General features: G+C 41.4%; 16 protein-coding genes, 1 pseudogene and 1 riboswitch. Of the genes and pseudogenes, 6 read left to right on the top strand and 11 right to left on the bottom strand.

Annotation, left to right across the window (positions count from 1 at the left end; genetic code table 11):
* Nucleotides 1–2: 2 nt before the first annotated feature.
* Together VK664_RS15015 and metE are read right to left on the bottom strand one after the other, a co-directional pair.
* Complete coding sequence (locus VK664_RS15015) at nt 3–290, bottom strand: DUF5522 domain-containing protein (RefSeq protein WP_461399564.1); 288 nt, start codon at nt 288–290, stop codon at nt 3–5.
* A gap of 215 nt (nt 291–505) precedes the next feature.
* Nucleotides 506–2,833, bottom strand: coding sequence for a 5-methyltetrahydropteroyltriglutamate--homocysteine S-methyltransferase (gene metE / locus VK664_RS15010; protein WP_461399494.1), 2,328 nt, complete (start codon nt 2,831–2,833; stop codon nt 506–508).
* A gap of 162 nt (nt 2,834–2,995) precedes the next feature.
* A riboswitch (cobalamin riboswitch) is annotated at nt 2,996–3,185 on the bottom strand.
* Between the two features lie 292 nt (nt 3,186–3,477).
* Between metE and VK664_RS15005 the strand changes: the two genes are divergently transcribed.
* The 4 genes from VK664_RS15005 to VK664_RS14990 all read left to right on the top strand — a co-directional run bounded on the left by VK664_RS15005 (nt 3,478) and on the right by VK664_RS14990 (nt 9,334).
* Complete coding sequence (locus VK664_RS15005) at nt 3,478–3,966, top strand: hypothetical protein (RefSeq protein WP_461399493.1); 489 nt, start codon at nt 3,478–3,480, stop codon at nt 3,964–3,966.
* Nucleotides 3,870–5,888 carry an ABC transporter permease gene (locus tag VK664_RS15000; protein ID WP_461399563.1) on the top strand — a complete coding sequence of 673 codons (2,019 nt, stop codon included), beginning with the start codon at nt 3,870–3,872 and terminating at the stop codon, nt 5,886–5,888. The genes VK664_RS15005 and VK664_RS15000 overlap by 97 nt, the downstream gene beginning before the upstream one ends.
* 371 nt (nt 5,889–6,259) lie before the next feature.
* Nucleotides 6,260–6,556, top strand: coding sequence for a hypothetical protein (locus tag VK664_RS14995; protein WP_461399492.1), 297 nt, complete (start codon nt 6,260–6,262; stop codon nt 6,554–6,556).
* A gap of 405 nt (nt 6,557–6,961) precedes the next feature.
* The gene (locus tag VK664_RS14990; RefSeq protein ID WP_461399491.1) at nt 6,962–9,334 is read left to right on the top strand and encodes an ABC transporter permease; all 2,373 of its coding nucleotides are present in this window, start codon (nt 6,962–6,964) and stop codon (nt 9,332–9,334) included.
* A gap of 17 nt (nt 9,335–9,351) precedes the next feature.
* On the opposite strand, the gene VK664_RS14985 is transcribed toward VK664_RS14990, so the two are convergent.
* The 8 genes and pseudogenes from VK664_RS14985 to VK664_RS14950 all read right to left on the bottom strand — a co-directional run bounded on the left by VK664_RS14985 (nt 9,352) and on the right by VK664_RS14950 (nt 13,083).
* On the bottom strand, nt 9,352–9,816 hold the full coding sequence (locus VK664_RS14985; RefSeq protein ID WP_461399490.1) for a hypothetical protein: 465 nt from the start codon (nt 9,814–9,816) through the stop codon (nt 9,352–9,354).
* A 42-nt stretch (nt 9,817–9,858) separates the two neighbouring features.
* The gene (locus VK664_RS14980; protein ID WP_461399489.1) at nt 9,859–10,023 is read right to left on the bottom strand and encodes a hypothetical protein; all 165 of its coding nucleotides are present in this window, start codon (nt 10,021–10,023) and stop codon (nt 9,859–9,861) included.
* Between the two features lie 65 nt (nt 10,024–10,088).
* The gene (locus VK664_RS14975; protein ID WP_461399562.1) at nt 10,089–10,388 is read right to left on the bottom strand and encodes a LytR/AlgR family response regulator transcription factor; all 300 of its coding nucleotides are present in this window, start codon (nt 10,386–10,388) and stop codon (nt 10,089–10,091) included.
* Between the two features lie 21 nt (nt 10,389–10,409).
* Nucleotides 10,410–10,838 (bottom strand): LytR/AlgR family response regulator transcription factor, encoded by a 429-nt coding sequence (locus VK664_RS14970; protein WP_461399488.1) that lies wholly within the window; start codon nt 10,836–10,838, stop codon nt 10,410–10,412.
* Nucleotides 10,835–11,266 (bottom strand): ATP-binding protein, encoded by a 432-nt coding sequence (locus VK664_RS14965; protein WP_461399487.1) that lies wholly within the window; start codon nt 11,264–11,266, stop codon nt 10,835–10,837. Before VK664_RS14965 ends, VK664_RS14970 begins: the two co-directional genes overlap by 4 nt.
* Before the next feature lie 4 nt (nt 11,267–11,270).
* The gene (locus tag VK664_RS14960) at nt 11,271–11,768 is read right to left on the bottom strand and encodes a histidine kinase (protein WP_461399486.1); all 498 of its coding nucleotides are present in this window, start codon (nt 11,766–11,768) and stop codon (nt 11,271–11,273) included.
* A gap of 217 nt (nt 11,769–11,985) precedes the next feature.
* Nucleotides 11,986–12,393 (bottom strand): annotated as a pseudogene (locus tag VK664_RS14955) (peroxiredoxin family protein); the annotation flags it as partial.
* Between the two features lie 282 nt (nt 12,394–12,675).
* The gene (locus tag VK664_RS14950; protein WP_461399485.1) at nt 12,676–13,083 is read right to left on the bottom strand and encodes a histidine kinase dimerization/phosphoacceptor domain -containing protein; all 408 of its coding nucleotides are present in this window, start codon (nt 13,081–13,083) and stop codon (nt 12,676–12,678) included.
* Nucleotides 13,084–13,329: 246 nt separating this feature from the next.
* Between VK664_RS14950 and VK664_RS14945 the strand changes: the two genes are divergently transcribed.
* Nucleotides 13,330–14,613 carry an epoxide hydrolase family protein gene (locus tag VK664_RS14945; RefSeq protein ID WP_461399484.1) on the top strand — a complete coding sequence of 428 codons (1,284 nt, stop codon included), beginning with the start codon at nt 13,330–13,332 and terminating at the stop codon, nt 14,611–14,613.
* Nucleotides 14,614–14,677: 64 nt separating this feature from the next.
* Entirely contained in the window at nt 14,678–15,271 is a 594-nt protein-coding gene (locus tag VK664_RS14940) for a DUF2652 domain-containing protein (RefSeq protein ID WP_461399483.1), read from the top strand.
* A gap of 8 nt (nt 15,272–15,279) precedes the next feature.
* On the opposite strand, the gene VK664_RS14935 is transcribed toward VK664_RS14940, so the two are convergent.
* The gene (locus tag VK664_RS14935) at nt 15,280–17,253 is read right to left on the bottom strand and encodes a sigma 54-interacting transcriptional regulator (protein WP_461399482.1); all 1,974 of its coding nucleotides are present in this window, start codon (nt 17,251–17,253) and stop codon (nt 15,280–15,282) included.
* Between the last annotated feature and the right edge of the window lie 39 nt (nt 17,254–17,292).

Raw genomic sequence — 17,292 nt, 5'->3', positions numbered from 1 at the left:
GTTTATTTCAACTTAAATCCATACACGCAGTGCCTGCAGCCATTATTACAACAATGGCCCCTCAGTATATGATATAACTCCGTGAATATCCAGCATCCGTTTTCTTTGTAGTAATGCAGGCCTTCGATCAACAACTCCTTTTGGCCCGGAAAACTATGTCCTTTCGCGACTTTTACCTGGTTGTTAATTTGGTCCAGGCAATTCCGGCAAAGACAATCATAAAATGTTTTTTCCAAAAAAGACCGCGCTTCTACTGTAAGGTCAACAGTGTTGCATTGACATTGCTGGATGTCTCCGATCTTGCAAGTGAAGCTGGCATTGCAACGAGGGCAATATTTTTCTTCATGTTTTGAATTCATCGTTCAATTCCTGGTATTGAATTTTTAAAATGGACAGCGCAGGGCTGTTATTAAAGCCCCTGCGATTTGCAGGGGCTTTTCTTTTGCATAATCCGTGGAAACCAAATCCCGAAGAATTGGCTGCATGTATTTTTATGAAATCATTATTAAGCAACCGGAACTTTCACCGCCTCACGCAATTCTTTTGCGGCATTTACCATCTCCATTAACGCTTTTTTTGTTTCGTCCCAATGTCTTGTCTTCAACCCGCAATCGGGGTTTATCCAAAGCTGATCTGCAGGCACTACAGCCTTTGCTTTTTCCATCAGAGCTATCATTTCTGCCTTTGATGGAACTCTTGGTGAATGGATATCATACACGCCAGGGCCAATTTCATTTGGATATTTGAAGTCGGCAAAAGCATCCAATAATTCCATTTGCGACCGGCTGCATTCTATGGTAATAACATCAGCGTCCATATCGGCAATGTTTTGGATGATGTCATTGAATTCAGAATAACACATGTGTGTATGAATCTGTGTATCATCTGTTACACCGCTGGCAGATATTTTAAAGGCACGAACCGCCCATTGCAAATACTCCTGCCAATTCTCTTTACGAAGGGGCAAACCTTCGCGGATAGCAGGCTCATCAATCTGTATAATTTTTATACCTGCTTTTTCCAGATCAACCACCTCATCACGAATAGCCAATGCAATCTGGGTGCAGGTTTCGCTGCGTGGCTGGTCGTTGCGGACGAAGCTCCATTGTAGGATGGTAACCGGCCCGGTCAGCATTCCTTTTACCCATTGTTTGGTAAGTGATTGTGCAAAAGAAGTCCAACGTAATGTCATCGGTGCCGACCTGCTGACATCGCCAAAAATGATTGGGGGTTTTACGCAGCGGCTGCCGTAACTCTGTACCCAGCCATTCTTAGAAAATGTAAATCCCTCCAGTTGTTCACCAAAATATTCAACCATATCGTTACGTTCAAACTCACCATGTACCAAAACGTCGATGCCTGTTTCTTCCTGCCAGCGGATTGCCTTTATCGTTTCTTTTGCAATCAGCTCATCGTACTGCTCTTGTGTAAGTTCACCCTTTTTTAAGTTAGCTCTCCAGCTTCTAACCTCGGTTGTTTGTGGAAACGAACCTATTGTGGTTGTTGGAAACAAGGGTAAACGAAGTGCTTTATGTTGAGCTATTTTTCTTATCGAAAAATCGTTTGTACGCTTTGTATCATTTTCAGTGATTGCGGCAACACGTTGCTTTACCTCCTGGTTATGAATAAGGGTGGAAGTTTTCCGGCTTTCATTTGCTTTTAGATTTTCCCGCCATTTGATATTCGCCGCTTCAGTATTTTCTTTATTTGCCAGTTGTTTCAGTGTTACCACCTCGTCAATTTTTTGTTTAGCAAATGCAAGCCATTGTTTTATTTCCGGGGTCAGCGTTTCGTTGTTTGTTTCCAGATCCAGGTCGCAAGGCGAATGAATCAGTGAACAAGACGGAGCTATCCAAACTCTGGCAGAACCTATTTTTTCAACTGCTTTATCAATAAATGTAAGGGATTGTTGAAAATTATTTTTCCAGATATTTCTACCATCAACAACACCTAATGAAAGATTTGTTTTTGTCTTTACAAAATCAGTCGCTAAGATATCGTCTAACTGTGATGGACAGCGTACCAGGTCAAGATGGATGGTTTGTACGGGAAGGCCCAATACTGTTTGCAGATTGTTGCCATAACATTCAAAATAACTAGCTAAAATGATGTGCAGGTGAGGAAACTTATTTTTAATTTCCTGATATGTTTTGACAATTACCGTTCTTTCAGCTTCGCTTAAATCCAATGATAAACAGGGCTCATCAAACTGCACATAATGAACATTCGTTTCATCCAGATTTTTCAGTATTTCCAGGTAAACGGGCAATAAATTTTTAATCAATTCAAGTCTGTGAAAACCGCTTTCTTTTTCTTTACCAAGCAGCAAATACGATATTGGTCCCAACAACACAGGTTTTGCATTAATCTCATTTTGTTTTGCTTCTAAAAATTCTGACCGTATTTTGTTTGAATACAAGGTAAATTTCTGATTGGCAGTAAATTCAGGAACTATATAATGATAATTGGTATCGAACCATTTTGTCATTTCCATAGCGGTGATATCAAAGCCATCTTTTTGATAGCCTCTTGCCATCGCAAAGAGCAAATCGATATCGTTCAATTGCTTTGCTTCAACCAATGAATGATACCTTTCCGGGATTGCACCAACCATAATACTTGTATCAAGCACCTGGTCGTAATAAGAAAAATCGTTGCAAGGTACCAGGTCAATGCCTGCGTCTTTTTGTAATAGCCAATTCTGCAGGCGGATTGTCTTGCCCGTCTGTAATAATTGTTGTAAAGGAATTTTGCCCGACCAATAGAGTTCAGATGCTTTTTTTAATTCCCTTTGGCTGCCTATCCTCGGGTAGCCTAAGTTGTGCGTTTGCATGTTTTGCTTTTAAAATGAAAAAATCAGTTTAAAGCTCTTTTGCTAAACCTCGCAATGTTTTATGTCAGGAAGGTGAATCGAATCAGGCACACATAAAAAGGCACAAGAATGCCTGGATAATTATATGTACATCAATTGACATCCCGCTTCATTCCACGAAAGCATTGTCAATACGAAAAGGCAGGTCTCCTGACTTGTAACATTTTTACCGTCCTTCCCACACCGGTTAACCGGGCAGTGGACAACAAGGATAAAAATTGTTTGTGTTACTTACAGTTGCGGGACAGCTTGTGATTCGCACACAATTCCCTATTAATTTACATTAAGTAAAACCTTATCCGCATGATGAAGAAATATAGTAAAGAACTTATTCAAGGCAAATTTACATGATTATTAAACACAGATTGTAACAAGTTTTTCGCTATGATGACTCAAGCTTCTCACAAAAATCTAATTCCTCAATACTCAACCCTAAATTAAGCATAGCCGGGAGCGGACATTTTTGTATCAGAAACGAACAGGTTCCAATCTAACTAATCTGCAAGTCATTAACTATCAAATGATCCCTTTTCGGTGCCAATTTTGTTGCTCAATTAAAACCTTGTTTAATTTATCACCAGGTATTTATATATAAAGCCCATGTTATGTTTCATAATTATTTAAAGATCGCATTGAGAACCCTTTCACGTTCAAAAGGATACTCATTCATTAATATAGGTGGCCTTGCCGCAGGTATGGCCATCGCCATTCTTATTGGTTTATGGATGTACGATGAGCTGTCCTTTAACCAGCACTATAAGAACTACAACAAGATTGCGCAGGTAATGAATAAAGGGCGTTTTGCTGGCCGTGGATTTGCATCGGCAGCGTTGCCACGACCTTTGGAGGCAGAACTACGCAACAAGTATGGCCGGGATTTTAAATACATAGTCATGTCCCGGTGGAATGAATCTCATGTTCTTTCAGCAGCTGAAGTCGCAATCTCCAGGGTGGCAGGTTTATGCAGCCGGATGCCCCTGATATGCTTTCTTTGGAAATGCTTAGCGGCACCCGTTCCGGACTCAGGGATCCATCCTCAATACTTCTCTCCGCCTCTACTGCAAAAGCATTGTTTGGTGACGCCGATCCTTTGAACAGGATGATGCGAATAGACAACCAGATGGATGTAAAAGTAACTGGCGTTTATAAGGACCTGCCTCATAATACGGAATTCAGTAGCATGAAGTTTCTTTCATCGTGGGATCTTCTTTTGTCGCATAACAAGTGGATGATGGATGGAACAGATTGGGGAAACAGTTCGTTTCTTATATATGTGCAGCTACAGCCAAATGCCGGTTTCGCGGAGGTCTCTGAAAGAATAAAAAATGCTACCTATGACAATGCTGTTATTGATAAAAAGTTTAATATCCGGACATTTCTAAATCCTATGAGCCGCTGGCATTTGTATTCAGACTGGAAGGAAGATATAAATGTGGGCGGACGCATACAGATTGTGTGGCTATTCTGCATTATCGGTGTCTTTGTGTTATTACTTGCCTGCATCAATTTTATAAATCTCAGCACCGCACGTAGTGAAAAACGGGCCAAAGAAGTCGGGATCCGGAAAGCCGTGGGATCTATGCGAGCAGAATTGATCGTTCAATTCCTGGCTGAATCTTTTGTTGTTGTATCTCTCGCATTTTTCATTGCGCTCGTCCTGGTTACTATCTCACTACCCTGGTTTAATGCATTGGCTGATAAACAAATAACGATGTTTTGGTCAAAACCATTTTTTTGGGCACTTAGCCTGGCTTTCATTGTGATAACGAGTGCCATAGCCGGAAGTTATCCTGCTTTCTACCTATCTTCTTTTAATCCTGTTACTGCATTAAAAGGCACTTACCGGGCGGGGCGCTTTGCAGCATTACCCCGCAAAGCCCTGGTTGTGGTGCAATTTACAGTATCCATCATCCTGATCATGGGCACTGTTATAGTGTACCGTCAAATTCAGTTCGCTAAAAACCGGCCGGTAGGTTATGACCGCGGCGGCCTATTAATGGTGCAAATAAAATCTGCAGACCTAAGGGATAAACTGAACGTCTTAAACAATGAATTAAAAGTAAAAGGTATTGCCGCCGATGTCGGCTGCTCGTCCGGACCTGTTACAGGCGTATGGTCAAAAAGTAGTGCCTTCGAATGGAAAGACAAAGATCCAAACAAGACTGAAAGCTTTGCTATTAACTGGACAACCTTTGATTATGGAAAGACTGTAGGATGGAAGATCAAAGAAGGCAGAGATTTTTCAACAGCTTTTGTAACAGATTCTGTAAGCTCGCATAGCAAACCAGGTCTGGTCTATCATTTGCTGATAAATGAAGCTGCAGTGAAATATATGCAATTGAAGAATCCCGTTGGTGAGATAATTAAGTGGGATAATCAGCCATTTCGAATAATAGGCGTAGTGAAGGACATGATTATGGAGTCACCGTTTGAAGCAGTGCGGCCAGCGATTTTTGGCATTAATTATGAAGAGGCAACCGCATATATCAATATTCGCATAAGTCCGGCGCTCAGCGCAGCAGAAGCGATATCTAAAACGGAAGCTGTCTTCAAAAAACTTGTACCTTCTGTACCATTCGATTACCAATTTGCCGATACTGAATTCAGTCAGAAGTTTTCAAATGAAGAACGAATTGGAAAACTGGCAGCCGTATTCTCGACACTGGCTATTTTTATTTCATGTCTTGGATTGTTTGGACTTGCGGCTTTTATGGCTGAAAGAAGAACCAAAGAAATCGGTGTACGCAAGGTACAAGGGGCAACTGTTTATAGCCTTTGGAAATTATTATCGGCAGATTTTGTACGGCTGGTAATTCTCGCATGCCTGATCGCAGTCCCACTAGCGAATCATCTTCTACAAAAATGGTTACAAAAATATGATTACCATACGGAAATCAACTGGTGGATTTTTGCTATAGTCATCGCAGGAGCGCTACTGATCACTCTGTGTACAGTCAGCTACCAGGCCATCAAGGCGGCCACAAAGAATCCGATCAAAAGTTTGAGAACGGAATAACATAATTCATTTTGGAATATAACAAAAAAGACATACATCATTGTACATGGAGAAATATACAGACGATAAACTTTTTAAACCTTTGGGCATTTCCCGGTATAAATGGAAGTATACACCAACAGCCTATGGCACGACAATTGGATCGATCCACTCTTTGTATCCTTTATAAATAAAACTATGGCTGATACCCATGTTGAGGATGATTTCCTGGTGCCTTTAATCTGCTTTTGTTCTTTAAATATTCTGGAACAAGTACCATGTGGATCGTTTGATTCTATAGTCGAGAAACACCCACTATCAATGCAACATATAAAATCGGATTTTTTCTTAGTTCCAATTTTTTATACCTTAGTAATCTAAAATAAAACTCCATGGGCTATCAACTCGTTACTGGTAGGCCGGATTCATCCGATCACCTGGTTTTCACAACCACTTTCATGCATAAGGATATTTTCTACAAAGCCGCTATTGCTGAAACCATTTCCTGGGACGGTGCACTAACCGGCACCTATGATGTGCTGCTTCAATCGGGAAGAGGTACTAATCGCCTGACACTTTTAAGAAATGGGGAACAATGGAGAACAGGAGATGAAATAGAGCAGATTGGCCTCATTCAGCAAGACGTCGTTGATTTGCTTGGTTCTGTTATTACCCAGGTGCGCTCGTGATCCGCCACTTAATGCATTTGCACAACGCAAAAGCTAACTAACATAAATTGCATTAATAGGTTCAGGCCATAGCTTTGGACTGGATTCCTAATTAAGCAACTTAGCTTACTTAGCTTACATAAAACACGTTTCTTGAACATTTGGGAGCATTACATTTTTTGGTTCATCAAGCGACTTTTTCTCAAATAGTATAAGCTATATAAGGACGACATAAGGTGTATCAATAGCGGACAAATGGTGTAATGCAAACGTACGCTACCATGCACGCCTCTGCAACAACTGCCTGTCAATCTTCGCTTTAAATATCTGGCATATTTTTCCCGTTATAAACCTGGGAACTGAACCCTATACCCGCACCCGCGTTCGTCATTTGCCCCATCCTGCACCAATACTAACAACAACCTCATGCTTAAGAATTATTATAAGATAGTACTGCGGAATTTATGGCGTTATAAATCTTATACCCTGATCAATATTGTTGGAATGGCCATTGGTATCGCAGCGATGGTATGGGGTTACCAGACTTATCGCTACTCTTTTAGCTATGATAATTTTCATCCGGACAGGGATAATGTTTACCGGGCATTGACGAGGAAAGAAGGAGCAGATGGCATCAAAGGGATCTTTCCAATGGCCGCAATACAGGCCGCAAAAAATGATTTTGCAGGTATTCAACAGGTACTGCGTTACGACAGCAGAGGATTAAATGCAAAATCGGATACCGGTGAAGTATTTACAGAACAGGTTCATTTTACAGATGCATCTTTTTTTGATTTTTTTAATTTTCCCATTGTTTCAGGTGTTAAGGATCTAAAGAATAAGGGTGGTATATTGATAACCGAGACAATAGCACGGAAGTATTTTGGAAATCAAAATCCGGTAGGCAAGATCATCACCCTTTATGAAGGCGAGCCCTTTGCTTTGCCAGTTACAGTAACAGGTGTATTGAAGGATATTCCATTCAACTCAACCATCCAATTTGGCATGCTGACAAATTTTGAAAACCAATTCAAGCCGGATGGAAAAAAAATTGATCAGGACGATTGGGGATGGTTTGTTGATGCTGCGTATTTTAAAATTCCAAATTCTGCCGATGCGCAATCGTTACCGGAAAGGCTGAAAAAATACAAGTCAATTCAAAACAAGGCAAGGGAAGACTGGAAAGTTTCGGGATTTGAATTGATGTCTCTCAGAGATGGTGCTGTTCAAAGCAACCTTATCAGCAATAACAGCCTCGTCCAAAGGCCGGAAGATTCTGCAGCTTATGGACCCTTTGTATTTGCTTTTCTTATCCTGCTTTCGGCTTGTCTGAATTTTTCCAATACCACCATTGCACGCGCGAACTCAAGACTGAAAGAAATCGGAATGCGCAAAGTAATGGGAAGCACCTTTCGACAATTAGTTATGCAAATGCTCCTCGAGTGTTCAGTAATTGTCTTTGCCGCGATTTGTTTATCTGTATTGATTAATTCATGGTGGCTTCCTTTTTTTAACCAGATGTTTTCTTTTGTAAAGGTTGAAGCGAACTATTTACGCGACGGTAATTTATTGATATATCTGCTGGTGATACTTATACTCGCCACATTAATGGCCGGTGCTTACCCGGCGTTTTATATCAGCAGGTTCAATCCTTCCTCCATATTCCGTGGTAGTGTTAAATTCGGCGGGTCCAATTTGTTTTCAAGGCTGATGTTGGGTTTGCAGATATCGATTTCCATCCTCACCGTCATTGCGGGAGTAGCTTTCGCAAGAAACGCGGAATTTCAGCGAAATTTTGACTTTGGTTATAGTCTTGATAACACCCTCGGTATCCTTGTTCCGGACCATAATACATTTACGGTACTCAACAATGAAATAAAAAATATTCCTGAAATCACCGGGGTTGCAGGAACAAGAAATCACATTGGCTTTAGTTACCGGAGTATTGTAGCCGAAGCTGAAGCCCAAAAAAAGGAGACAAACTATTTCGAGGTCGGCCCGGACTACCTCCGTTTGATGCAACTACAGATGGCAGCCGGGCGGACATTTGATGTTCAAATGGAATCTGACTACACAAAGGCTATACTCATTACTGAAAAAACAGCTGCTATTTTTGGATGGAAAGACCAGGAAGCCTTGGGTAAACAATTACAGCTTGATACCGCCACTTATTCTGTTGTTGGGATATTAAAAGATTTTCATGCGGAGGATTTTTTTGAGCCTTTGGAACCGGGGATAATGAAACTTGTAAAAGAAGACAAATTTCAATACCTGATTTTGCAGGGTGATCCGAAAAACCTGGCAACTATTCATGATGGTGCAAAGAAGTTATGGCAAAAGTTATTTCCACTGAAACCCTTTAATAGTTTTTATCAAAACGAAATCACAGCTGAGGCTCACAAAGTAAACGCCAGCATCGCAACAATCTTTGCCTGGTTCGCAGTGATTTCTGTTTTGCTGACTGCCACGGGATTACTGGCTCTTGTTTCTTTGCGCACATTAAAAAAGATGAAAGAGATTGCATTAAGGAAATTAGTGGGAGCATCTGCCATGAATATCCTTGTCCTTATTAACAAAAGCTATGTTGGAATATTTTTCATTGCTGCTTTGATCGGTTGTTACGGTGGAATGGCTTTAACAAAAACGCTGATGGATATGATATTCAAAGTGAATGTGGGTGTTGATAGCCTGACAATGATCTTTGCTGTTGTTTTATTGTTTGTAATTACTGCGTGTATTACCGGGTTCAAGGTGTGGCAGGCAGTAACAACAAAACTTGCAAGCAGTTTGCGAACATAGCAGGTGTACGCTATAAGTTACTTAGAAGTTTGTCTTGATATAAACTCCCGAAGTTGTCGGGTTTGAAGATCATCCTCCAATTCCTTTAATCGCACTGAATACTTTTTGTTATTGCGTGTTTTGATGGTCATGACCTTGGATCTCAAAAAAGATTGGTAAACAAGAAAACCTAATCCAAGTGCAATTACAATTACTGCTAAAACAGGCCGGCTAACCACAATCAGGAAACCCGCGGCAGTATTTGCTTTAAGCAAGTTCGAGATAAAATCGGACTGAAGCAAAAATATAACTAGCAGACAGATTGCCCCTGAACTTAAAATTAAAATCGTGTTCCTGTTTTTGATAAGATAGTCCTCTTGAATGCTAACTTCCCGGATCTCGCTAAACCTGATATGTTTGTAAGGAAACCTGCTACGGGTCAGGTCAATCCCCTTTTCGGAGATCGTAACGTAGTTATTGGAGAAGACCGGGTTTCTAGCCATATCAATAAGGTTTAGCGCATTAAGCACACAGATTTTGTTGGATCATTTTGAGATAAGACCCAAAAATACAAGGATGACTTCAACAAAACCCCACAGACCTTTTCGCGGGTTGGTGTCTCCTGATTTTCTGAAGAACACTCCTTTTCTAAGTTTTTTGTCATCTGTGTCGTTATTTGCTGAAACAGATGTTGTTGATAATTTAGACATAGCGACCAGTTGATTAAAGAATTAGTTAATCCTAATATACAACATTTTTGCGAGGTGGAACCTGTTCAGCTTTCCAGTTGTGCTCTTACAATGTCTTTTTTTGTTTGGGATACTGGTATGCGGGTATCGTCGTCCAGTAAAAGATAACCGTTATCCTGCCGTAGCAGACTTTTGACATAACGCCGGTTTACGAGATGTGACTGGTGGCAGCGGATAAATCCATATGAATTTAATAACTCTTCATATTCGTAGATCGGTTTAGACACCAGTATTTTTTCTCCGCCGCTTATAAAAAAAGTTGTGTAATTGTTCGAGGATTCCAACCGGATGATTTCCGCGGTCGGTACAAACCGTGTTTCTTTCAGGGAAGGTAGAGCCAGGCGGTGCTAATCCTTTCCCTGGATGTTGGTCATTAATTCCACCAGGTTTTCGAGTTTCCGGTTCTGCTTTTTTTCGCTGGCACGATAGCCTGCTTTTTGAACTACGGTTTTCAGTTCTACTGTTTTAACCGGTTTAAGCAGGTAATCAAGTGCCGAGAATTTAATTGCCTCAATGCCATATTGGTCATAGGCGGTTATAAAAATAAGTTCGAAGCTTCGATCAGGAATTTGTTTCAACATATCAAAACCATTTTCACCGGGCATCTGAATATCCAGGAATACGATGTCCGGTTGTTCTTTACCAATCAGCTTAATGCCCTCATCAGCACTCATTGCCTTACCTGAAACAGTTATCTGCGGGCAATGCTGTTTAAGCATTAGCTCAAGGTTCCGGATATTATTCTTCTCATCATCTATAATCACTGCGCTTATCATACTTGTAACCAGTTTCGAAAATTCAAATGTACGTCAGTTCCGCTTTTAGTGCTCTTCACCTCAAGATGAATATGCCGGGGATTTATTAGCTGGTTAAGTAACAATATTCTTTCTGTGGTCAACCTCATGCCGTGTCCTTCTCCCTTAATGGTATTGGTGTCGAAGCCAGGTCCATTATCTGTTACTGAGATGAGCAGATCATGATGTACTGACCTTAAAGTGATTCCGATCTTACCTTCTTCTCCCAGGGGCCCGGCGGCATGTTTGATGGCGTTTTCAATCACTGGCTGAAGCAGCAACGAAGGAATCTCTAAAGACGAACTGTTTATGCTATCATCTACATGGAGGGCGTAGGTAAAAGAAAACCGTAATTGCTCCAGGGAAAGATAAGTTTCCAGCAGTTGCAGTTCCTGCTGAAGCGGTATCATTTCCTTATCGCTGTTGCGTAAACGATTGACGCAGCAGATCACTGAATGCCGAGAGATAATGATTTGCTCCGTCGATGTCTTTATTGTTGATGAGGCTTTGAATGGACGACAATGCATTGAAAATAAAATGCGGATTCAGTTGCGCACGAATGGATTGAAGATTGGTCTGCAACGATCTTCCTTTTTTCTTTTCTGTTCTCAGCCCTATGCTATATCTGAAAAGAAAAAAAGTCAGCACCAGTAAAGCAAGGGAAGAAGCAAGAATCCAGTAGAACCCTGCCGTCTGATACCGAGCAGGACTGGTATAGAAAGTATTTACTTTGATGAATGAAGGGTTTTCCCGATAGCGCACCAGCAGCTGGTAACGTTTACCGCTTTCGAGCTGCGGAAGTATAAGTAAATGACCGGTTGAAGTCCAGGAAGTGTCCTTTGCTTTACCCGCCAGCATAGCATATTCTATAGAATTATCTGGATAGTCGTGTGAGGGTTTTCTATAATACAATGCCAGTTTGGATGCTGGAAAGTAATGATCGTTTTTGAACGCTCCGCCATGTGGTTAATACGATACACGTCACCGTAAATACCAGTAACAAATTTTTTTTCATTGTGATTCGTTTTACGGTGGTAAAACTATTCCTATGGCTCAAATATGCTAATAGTGATTGTGAGACCGACTGACCTGGCTGTGAATTGAGTTATGAGAGTCTAATATTCAGAAACTACAATTTCAACATTCTCGGGTAGATTTCCTTATGAATAAAATCATTTGCAAGATCCTGAGACAATTCGCCGCCTGACTTCCAGTATCGAACGATGCCGCTCTTATCTTCAATAGCATTAACAGGGCAACCTGAAATTTGAAATAATTTTCGAAACTCATTTTTGGAAACTGACAGCATTGTAAAATTTATATCATGCTCATTTTTTATTCTTAGAATTGTCTCATGAGTTTCATATGTAATTGAAATCAGCTGGAATTTTGTTGAGTCTAATCTTTTGTTTAGTTGATTAAGTGCATTGCATTCCAGCAAACAAGGTTTGCAAGCTGCAAACAAAAAATTCACCAAGGTTATTTTCTCCAAGAATTTTTGTTCAGTAAATGTATTCGAATCTGAGACAAATGATGGAAACTTCGTCCCGGGACAAACACCGTACCAGGCAGAAGTTTATACAGTATTTCAGCCTGTTGGCTCCAGTACCCACGGAGACATGATGATATACCATTATTCATCAAATACACAGGGGCAAATTATGGTGAGGATTTTTACCTCAATATGTATACAACATTTTAGTTAGCTGTAAGCTTTACAGATGTCAGGTACACTGTGCCATCTTTTTCTTTCATAGAGATGCAAATCCTGGGATCGGTTTCATTTCCGAAAGCATATTTAATAGAATTTGTTACACTTTCATTTATAATCAGAGCAACCGGTATTGCCTGTCGCAGATTCAGACATATCGATAACCTGCAAGTTTTCATTTTGATAAAGCTTCTGATGAATTAGTGACATGGCATAAATTCGATGCTGACTCTTTTCAATTGCCTGCAGGGCATCTTTTTCAAGATACGTTGCCTGGGACTCGAGTAGGCAGATGATCGTATGAAAATTGTTCTTTACCCGGTGATGAACTTCCTTCAACCACCATTCTTTTTCAGCAATCATGTCCTTCAATTGTTCGTTTACCCGGGAAATCAAAAGAAGATAAAAGCATTCGTCCTGAGATACAGGAGAAAATGTACCAGAGATCGAATACCAGGGTAACAAAGGTGAAAGGAATCCATGCTGTTTACATTTCCCAGCCTGAAGCAATTGCAAAAATCATTATTGATGCTGCTGAAAATGCATCAAAGATTGCAAAAATTAGTTTTTACTTTTTGCTTTAAAGGATTTTGAATTTACAAGATTTGCTCTTCCCTCTTTAGAGTGACTTCTTTCATTTATGAAAATGTCCGGATGGAAAACCATTCGGTCCACTTCGAAAAATAGTCCTTTGACTTTGGCGGAGAGTGGAGATAGATTTACGAAGACATTTTTCATTTTTCATTGCAAAAAATACAAAATATGCAAAAAACTACAAGTGATACTGCCGACACAAACGTTGCGGGAGCTGTTGCTTCACAAGGGATATTAACAAATGCCGGGACCGGATTATCGGTGGATACGGTATCCAATGAAGCAATTCGTCCCTTCGGGAAGATCAATTTTCCCGAAAGCGATTTAGTTGATCTCAAACGCAGGATCTTAGCTACGAGGTGGCCTGAAAAGGAGCCTGTCAATGATCAATCGCAGGGCGTCCCACTCTCAACCATGAAAGCACTGGCAGACTATTGGGCTACGGAATATGACTGGCGCAAAGTAGAAGCACAACTCAATTCACTGCCCCAGTTTATTACTGAAATAGATGGACTGGATATTCATTTTATACATGTACGTTCAAAACATGCGAATGCATTACCAATCATAGTTACACATGGATGGCCCGGTTCGCCCATTGAACAATTAAAGATTATAGGTCCTCTCACAGATCCCCTATCCTATGGCGGAAAAGCCCAGGATGCTTTTGATGTTGTGATCCCATCTATACCCGGTTATGGGTTTTCGGGAAAGCCGGGCACTACTGGTTGGGGCCCATCCAAAATTGCATATGCGTGGGTAACACTGATGAAACGTCTTGGATACGAGAAGTTTTTTGCACAAGGTGGCGATTGGGGTGGGCTCATTACAGACGTGATGTCTGTACAGTCACCCGAAAGCTTATTGGGTATGGCCACAAATTTTCCGGTCGCAGTTCCACCTGATATCGACAAGGCGGCCTTTGCCGGATTAGCTGCTCCAGCTGACCTTACCCCTGAGGAAAAGAAGGCTTATGACCAACTGAGCTTTTCATACAAGCATGTATCCTACGCCTTCATCATGGGAACGCGTCCACAGAGCCTGCTTGCAACAGCGGATTCACCGATTGGACTCGCCACGATATTCCTGGATCACGATCAACCCAGCCTGGCAATGATCTCGAGAGTCTTTGAAGGAAAGTCAGAAGGACTTACACGTGATGATGTTCTTGACAACATCACACTTACATGGTTGACGAACACTGCGGTTTCGGGATACCGGATATACTGGGAAAATAAGTACGGATTTTTTAATCCACAAGGCGTTAAAATCCCTGTTGTCGTGAGCGCTTTTCCTGACGAACTCTACCAGGCGCCCCGGAACTGGGCTGAGAAAGCATATCCTAATATGGTCTATTACAAGAAACACAATAAGGGTGGTCACTTCGCTGCCTGGGAACAACCCGAATTACTTGTTGAAGACATCCGCGAAGGATTCAAATCGTTGCGCTGATGCCAGATGGTGGTTAACGGCGTACACCATGTACGCCGTATTTTTTTCGATAATAATTCTTCAAATGAATAATACCGGTTTAATCTTTATTCCTGACATCAGCGGGTTTACCAAATTTGTGAATAGTGTTGAACTCCAACATAGCCAGCACATTATTCGCGAATTGCTGGAAATCATTATTGATGCCAACCAGATGGACTTAAATGTATCAGAAGTAGAAGGAGATGCAATACTTTTTTATAAGCTGGGAGAATTGCCTGATTTAGATATTACTTACAAGCAGGTTGAAAAAATATTCCTGTCTTTTCACAAACAGCTTGAGCTTTACGAAAGCCAGCGAACATGCCACTGCAATGCCTGCAATACTGCGATTCACTTATCGTTAAAAATAATAACGCACTATGGAGAGTTTACTGAAAACAGAATAAAAAATTTTCTTCAACTGATCGGGAAAGACATAATTATTGCTCATCAACTTTTGAAGAACGACATACCGCAACATGAATACTGGTTAATTACAACCCATTTATCCGGAGGTAAAATCCCTGAAAATTTCACTCCATGGATACAGTGGGATTATGGCACCAAGCAAGTAAATGAAAATGAAATCTCCTTTCATTTTGCGCAATTGAGGCACTTAATAATGAAACAGAATTAATTTTCTAACTACATCTTGCGTGAAATACCAAGTCTCGCCATCTTAGCTTCCAGTGTAGTAGGTTTTAGATTGAGGATTTCTGCTGCGCCCCCCTGACCACGTATTCGGTAGTGGGCCTGCTCAAGCGCTGCTAAAATATTCTCCCGCTCCGCTTGTTCAAATGGCTTTACTGCCAATAGTGGAAGAATACCTGCGGGCGGTACTTCCAGGTCGTTTAATAGCGGTTCCACAATGGAAATCGTGGGCGAGGTGGTCATTATTGCTGCGCGCTCAAGTACGTGCTCCAGTTCTCTTATATTTCCAGGCCAGTGATATCTATGCATCTCGTGCAGAGACTCTTCCGAAATTCCCGTCAAGTTCTTACCCAGTTTTTTGACAATCTTCTGCAAGAAGTAATTCACCAGGGTAAGCAGGTCATCCTTTCTTTCCCTTAGAGGAGGCAATCGAATTGGAAACACGTTAAGCCGGTAAAACAGGTCGGTGCGAAAACGCCCCTGGGTTATCTCCAGTTGCAGGTTCCGGTTTGTGGCAGCAATAATCCGCACATCGCAGGAGAAAGCGCCTTTGCCTCCAATACGTTCGATTTCTTTTTCCTGCAATACACGTAACAACTTCGGCTGGAGCTCCAGGGGCAATTCTCCAATTTCATCCAGGAATATAGTGCCTCTATCCGCAAGCTCAAACTTACCGATACGTTTTTCGGTAGCACCAGTGAAGCTGCCTTTTTCGTGTCCGAACAACTCGCTTTCGATAAGCTGTGCAGGCAGTGAAGCGCAGTTAACTTTAATAAGAGGTTTTTCGCGTCGGTTAGAACGGTTATGAACTGCACGCGCGATAAGTTCTTTGCCCGTACCTGTCTCACCCAGGATCAAGACTGCATAATCAGTCGGAGCCACCTGGCTGACGCTGGTAAAGACCTGCAATAATGCCGGGTTACTACCTTTGATGTCCTCAAAGTTCGCTCCTTTTTGCACCTCCTCCTGGAGGTAACTGTTCTCCCGGCGTAACTGTTCACTAAGACGCTCTATTTCATCAAAAGCCATAAGGCGCTCAATGGTCACCGTTAGTGATGGCTGAATGCGCTCCAGCAAATGCAGATGCCGGGAAAAATAGGTATTCTCCTGCCGGCTGTAAAAAGATAAAAAGAAAGTTCCGTTTTTTTCAATCCTGAATGGGAGTAGAAGATGTGACTGTAAGTGAAAGGTCCTGGCAATAATTCCTTTCAAAGGATTTCGCCGGCACTCCGCTTTAAATTCATCATTGTTATAAATTGCTTTCCCATCAATGCTTACATGCTCCCTGATGTCCTGGTACCTCTTCGAAGTCAGACCGGTCATTTGTAAGAAGTTCTCAGGCTTTATCACCTGGTATTCTTCTTTTGCTACACGAAAGAAGCTACAGGAACCAAAAGTATCCAATGCTTGCTCTCTCTCAATCCCTATTGCCAGGTAGTCGAATGGAATATGAGATTGGAGAAGCCGCGTAACCTTCAGCAAACGTTGCTCCCAGTCTCCTGGTTCGGAAAGGGCAGCGATCATGGCAATTTGCAGCGCTTGTTCATGACTTATCCGAACTTCAACACTGTGAGCATGGCGGTAATGAGCAATCTCTAATGCTACCAGTACATCCCTCTCGCGAAACGGCTTTACAATAAAACCATAAGGCTCCGTGGTTTTAACATCCTCAAGCAAACTTGTGTCGGTGTTGGCAGATACAAATACAAAGGGGATATTCACTTCGCCCAGTTTCCGTGCGAGGTCAATACCTGTTTCTGAGCCATTAAGATGGATATCAAGCAATACTAAATCAGGGAGTTCCTGTTCGATAGACTCAAGCGCTTTTACTACGTTAAAAGCAATCCCGCTAACCCTGTAACCAGCTTTTTGCAGGATGGAACGCAAATCATTAGCCACAGCAAATTCATCTTCCACTATCAGGATTGATTTTTGAGCAGGCGGCTGAATATTGGTTCTATTAAGCATACCAGTAGAAGTATGAATTATTGTTATGCCCTTATTTAT

Source organism: Flavitalea sp. (assembly GCF_035489435.1).
Classification (GTDB): domain Bacteria; phylum Bacteroidota; class Bacteroidia; order Chitinophagales; family Chitinophagaceae; genus DATHKG01.
This window is presented reverse-complemented; position numbering and strand designations above follow the sequence as displayed.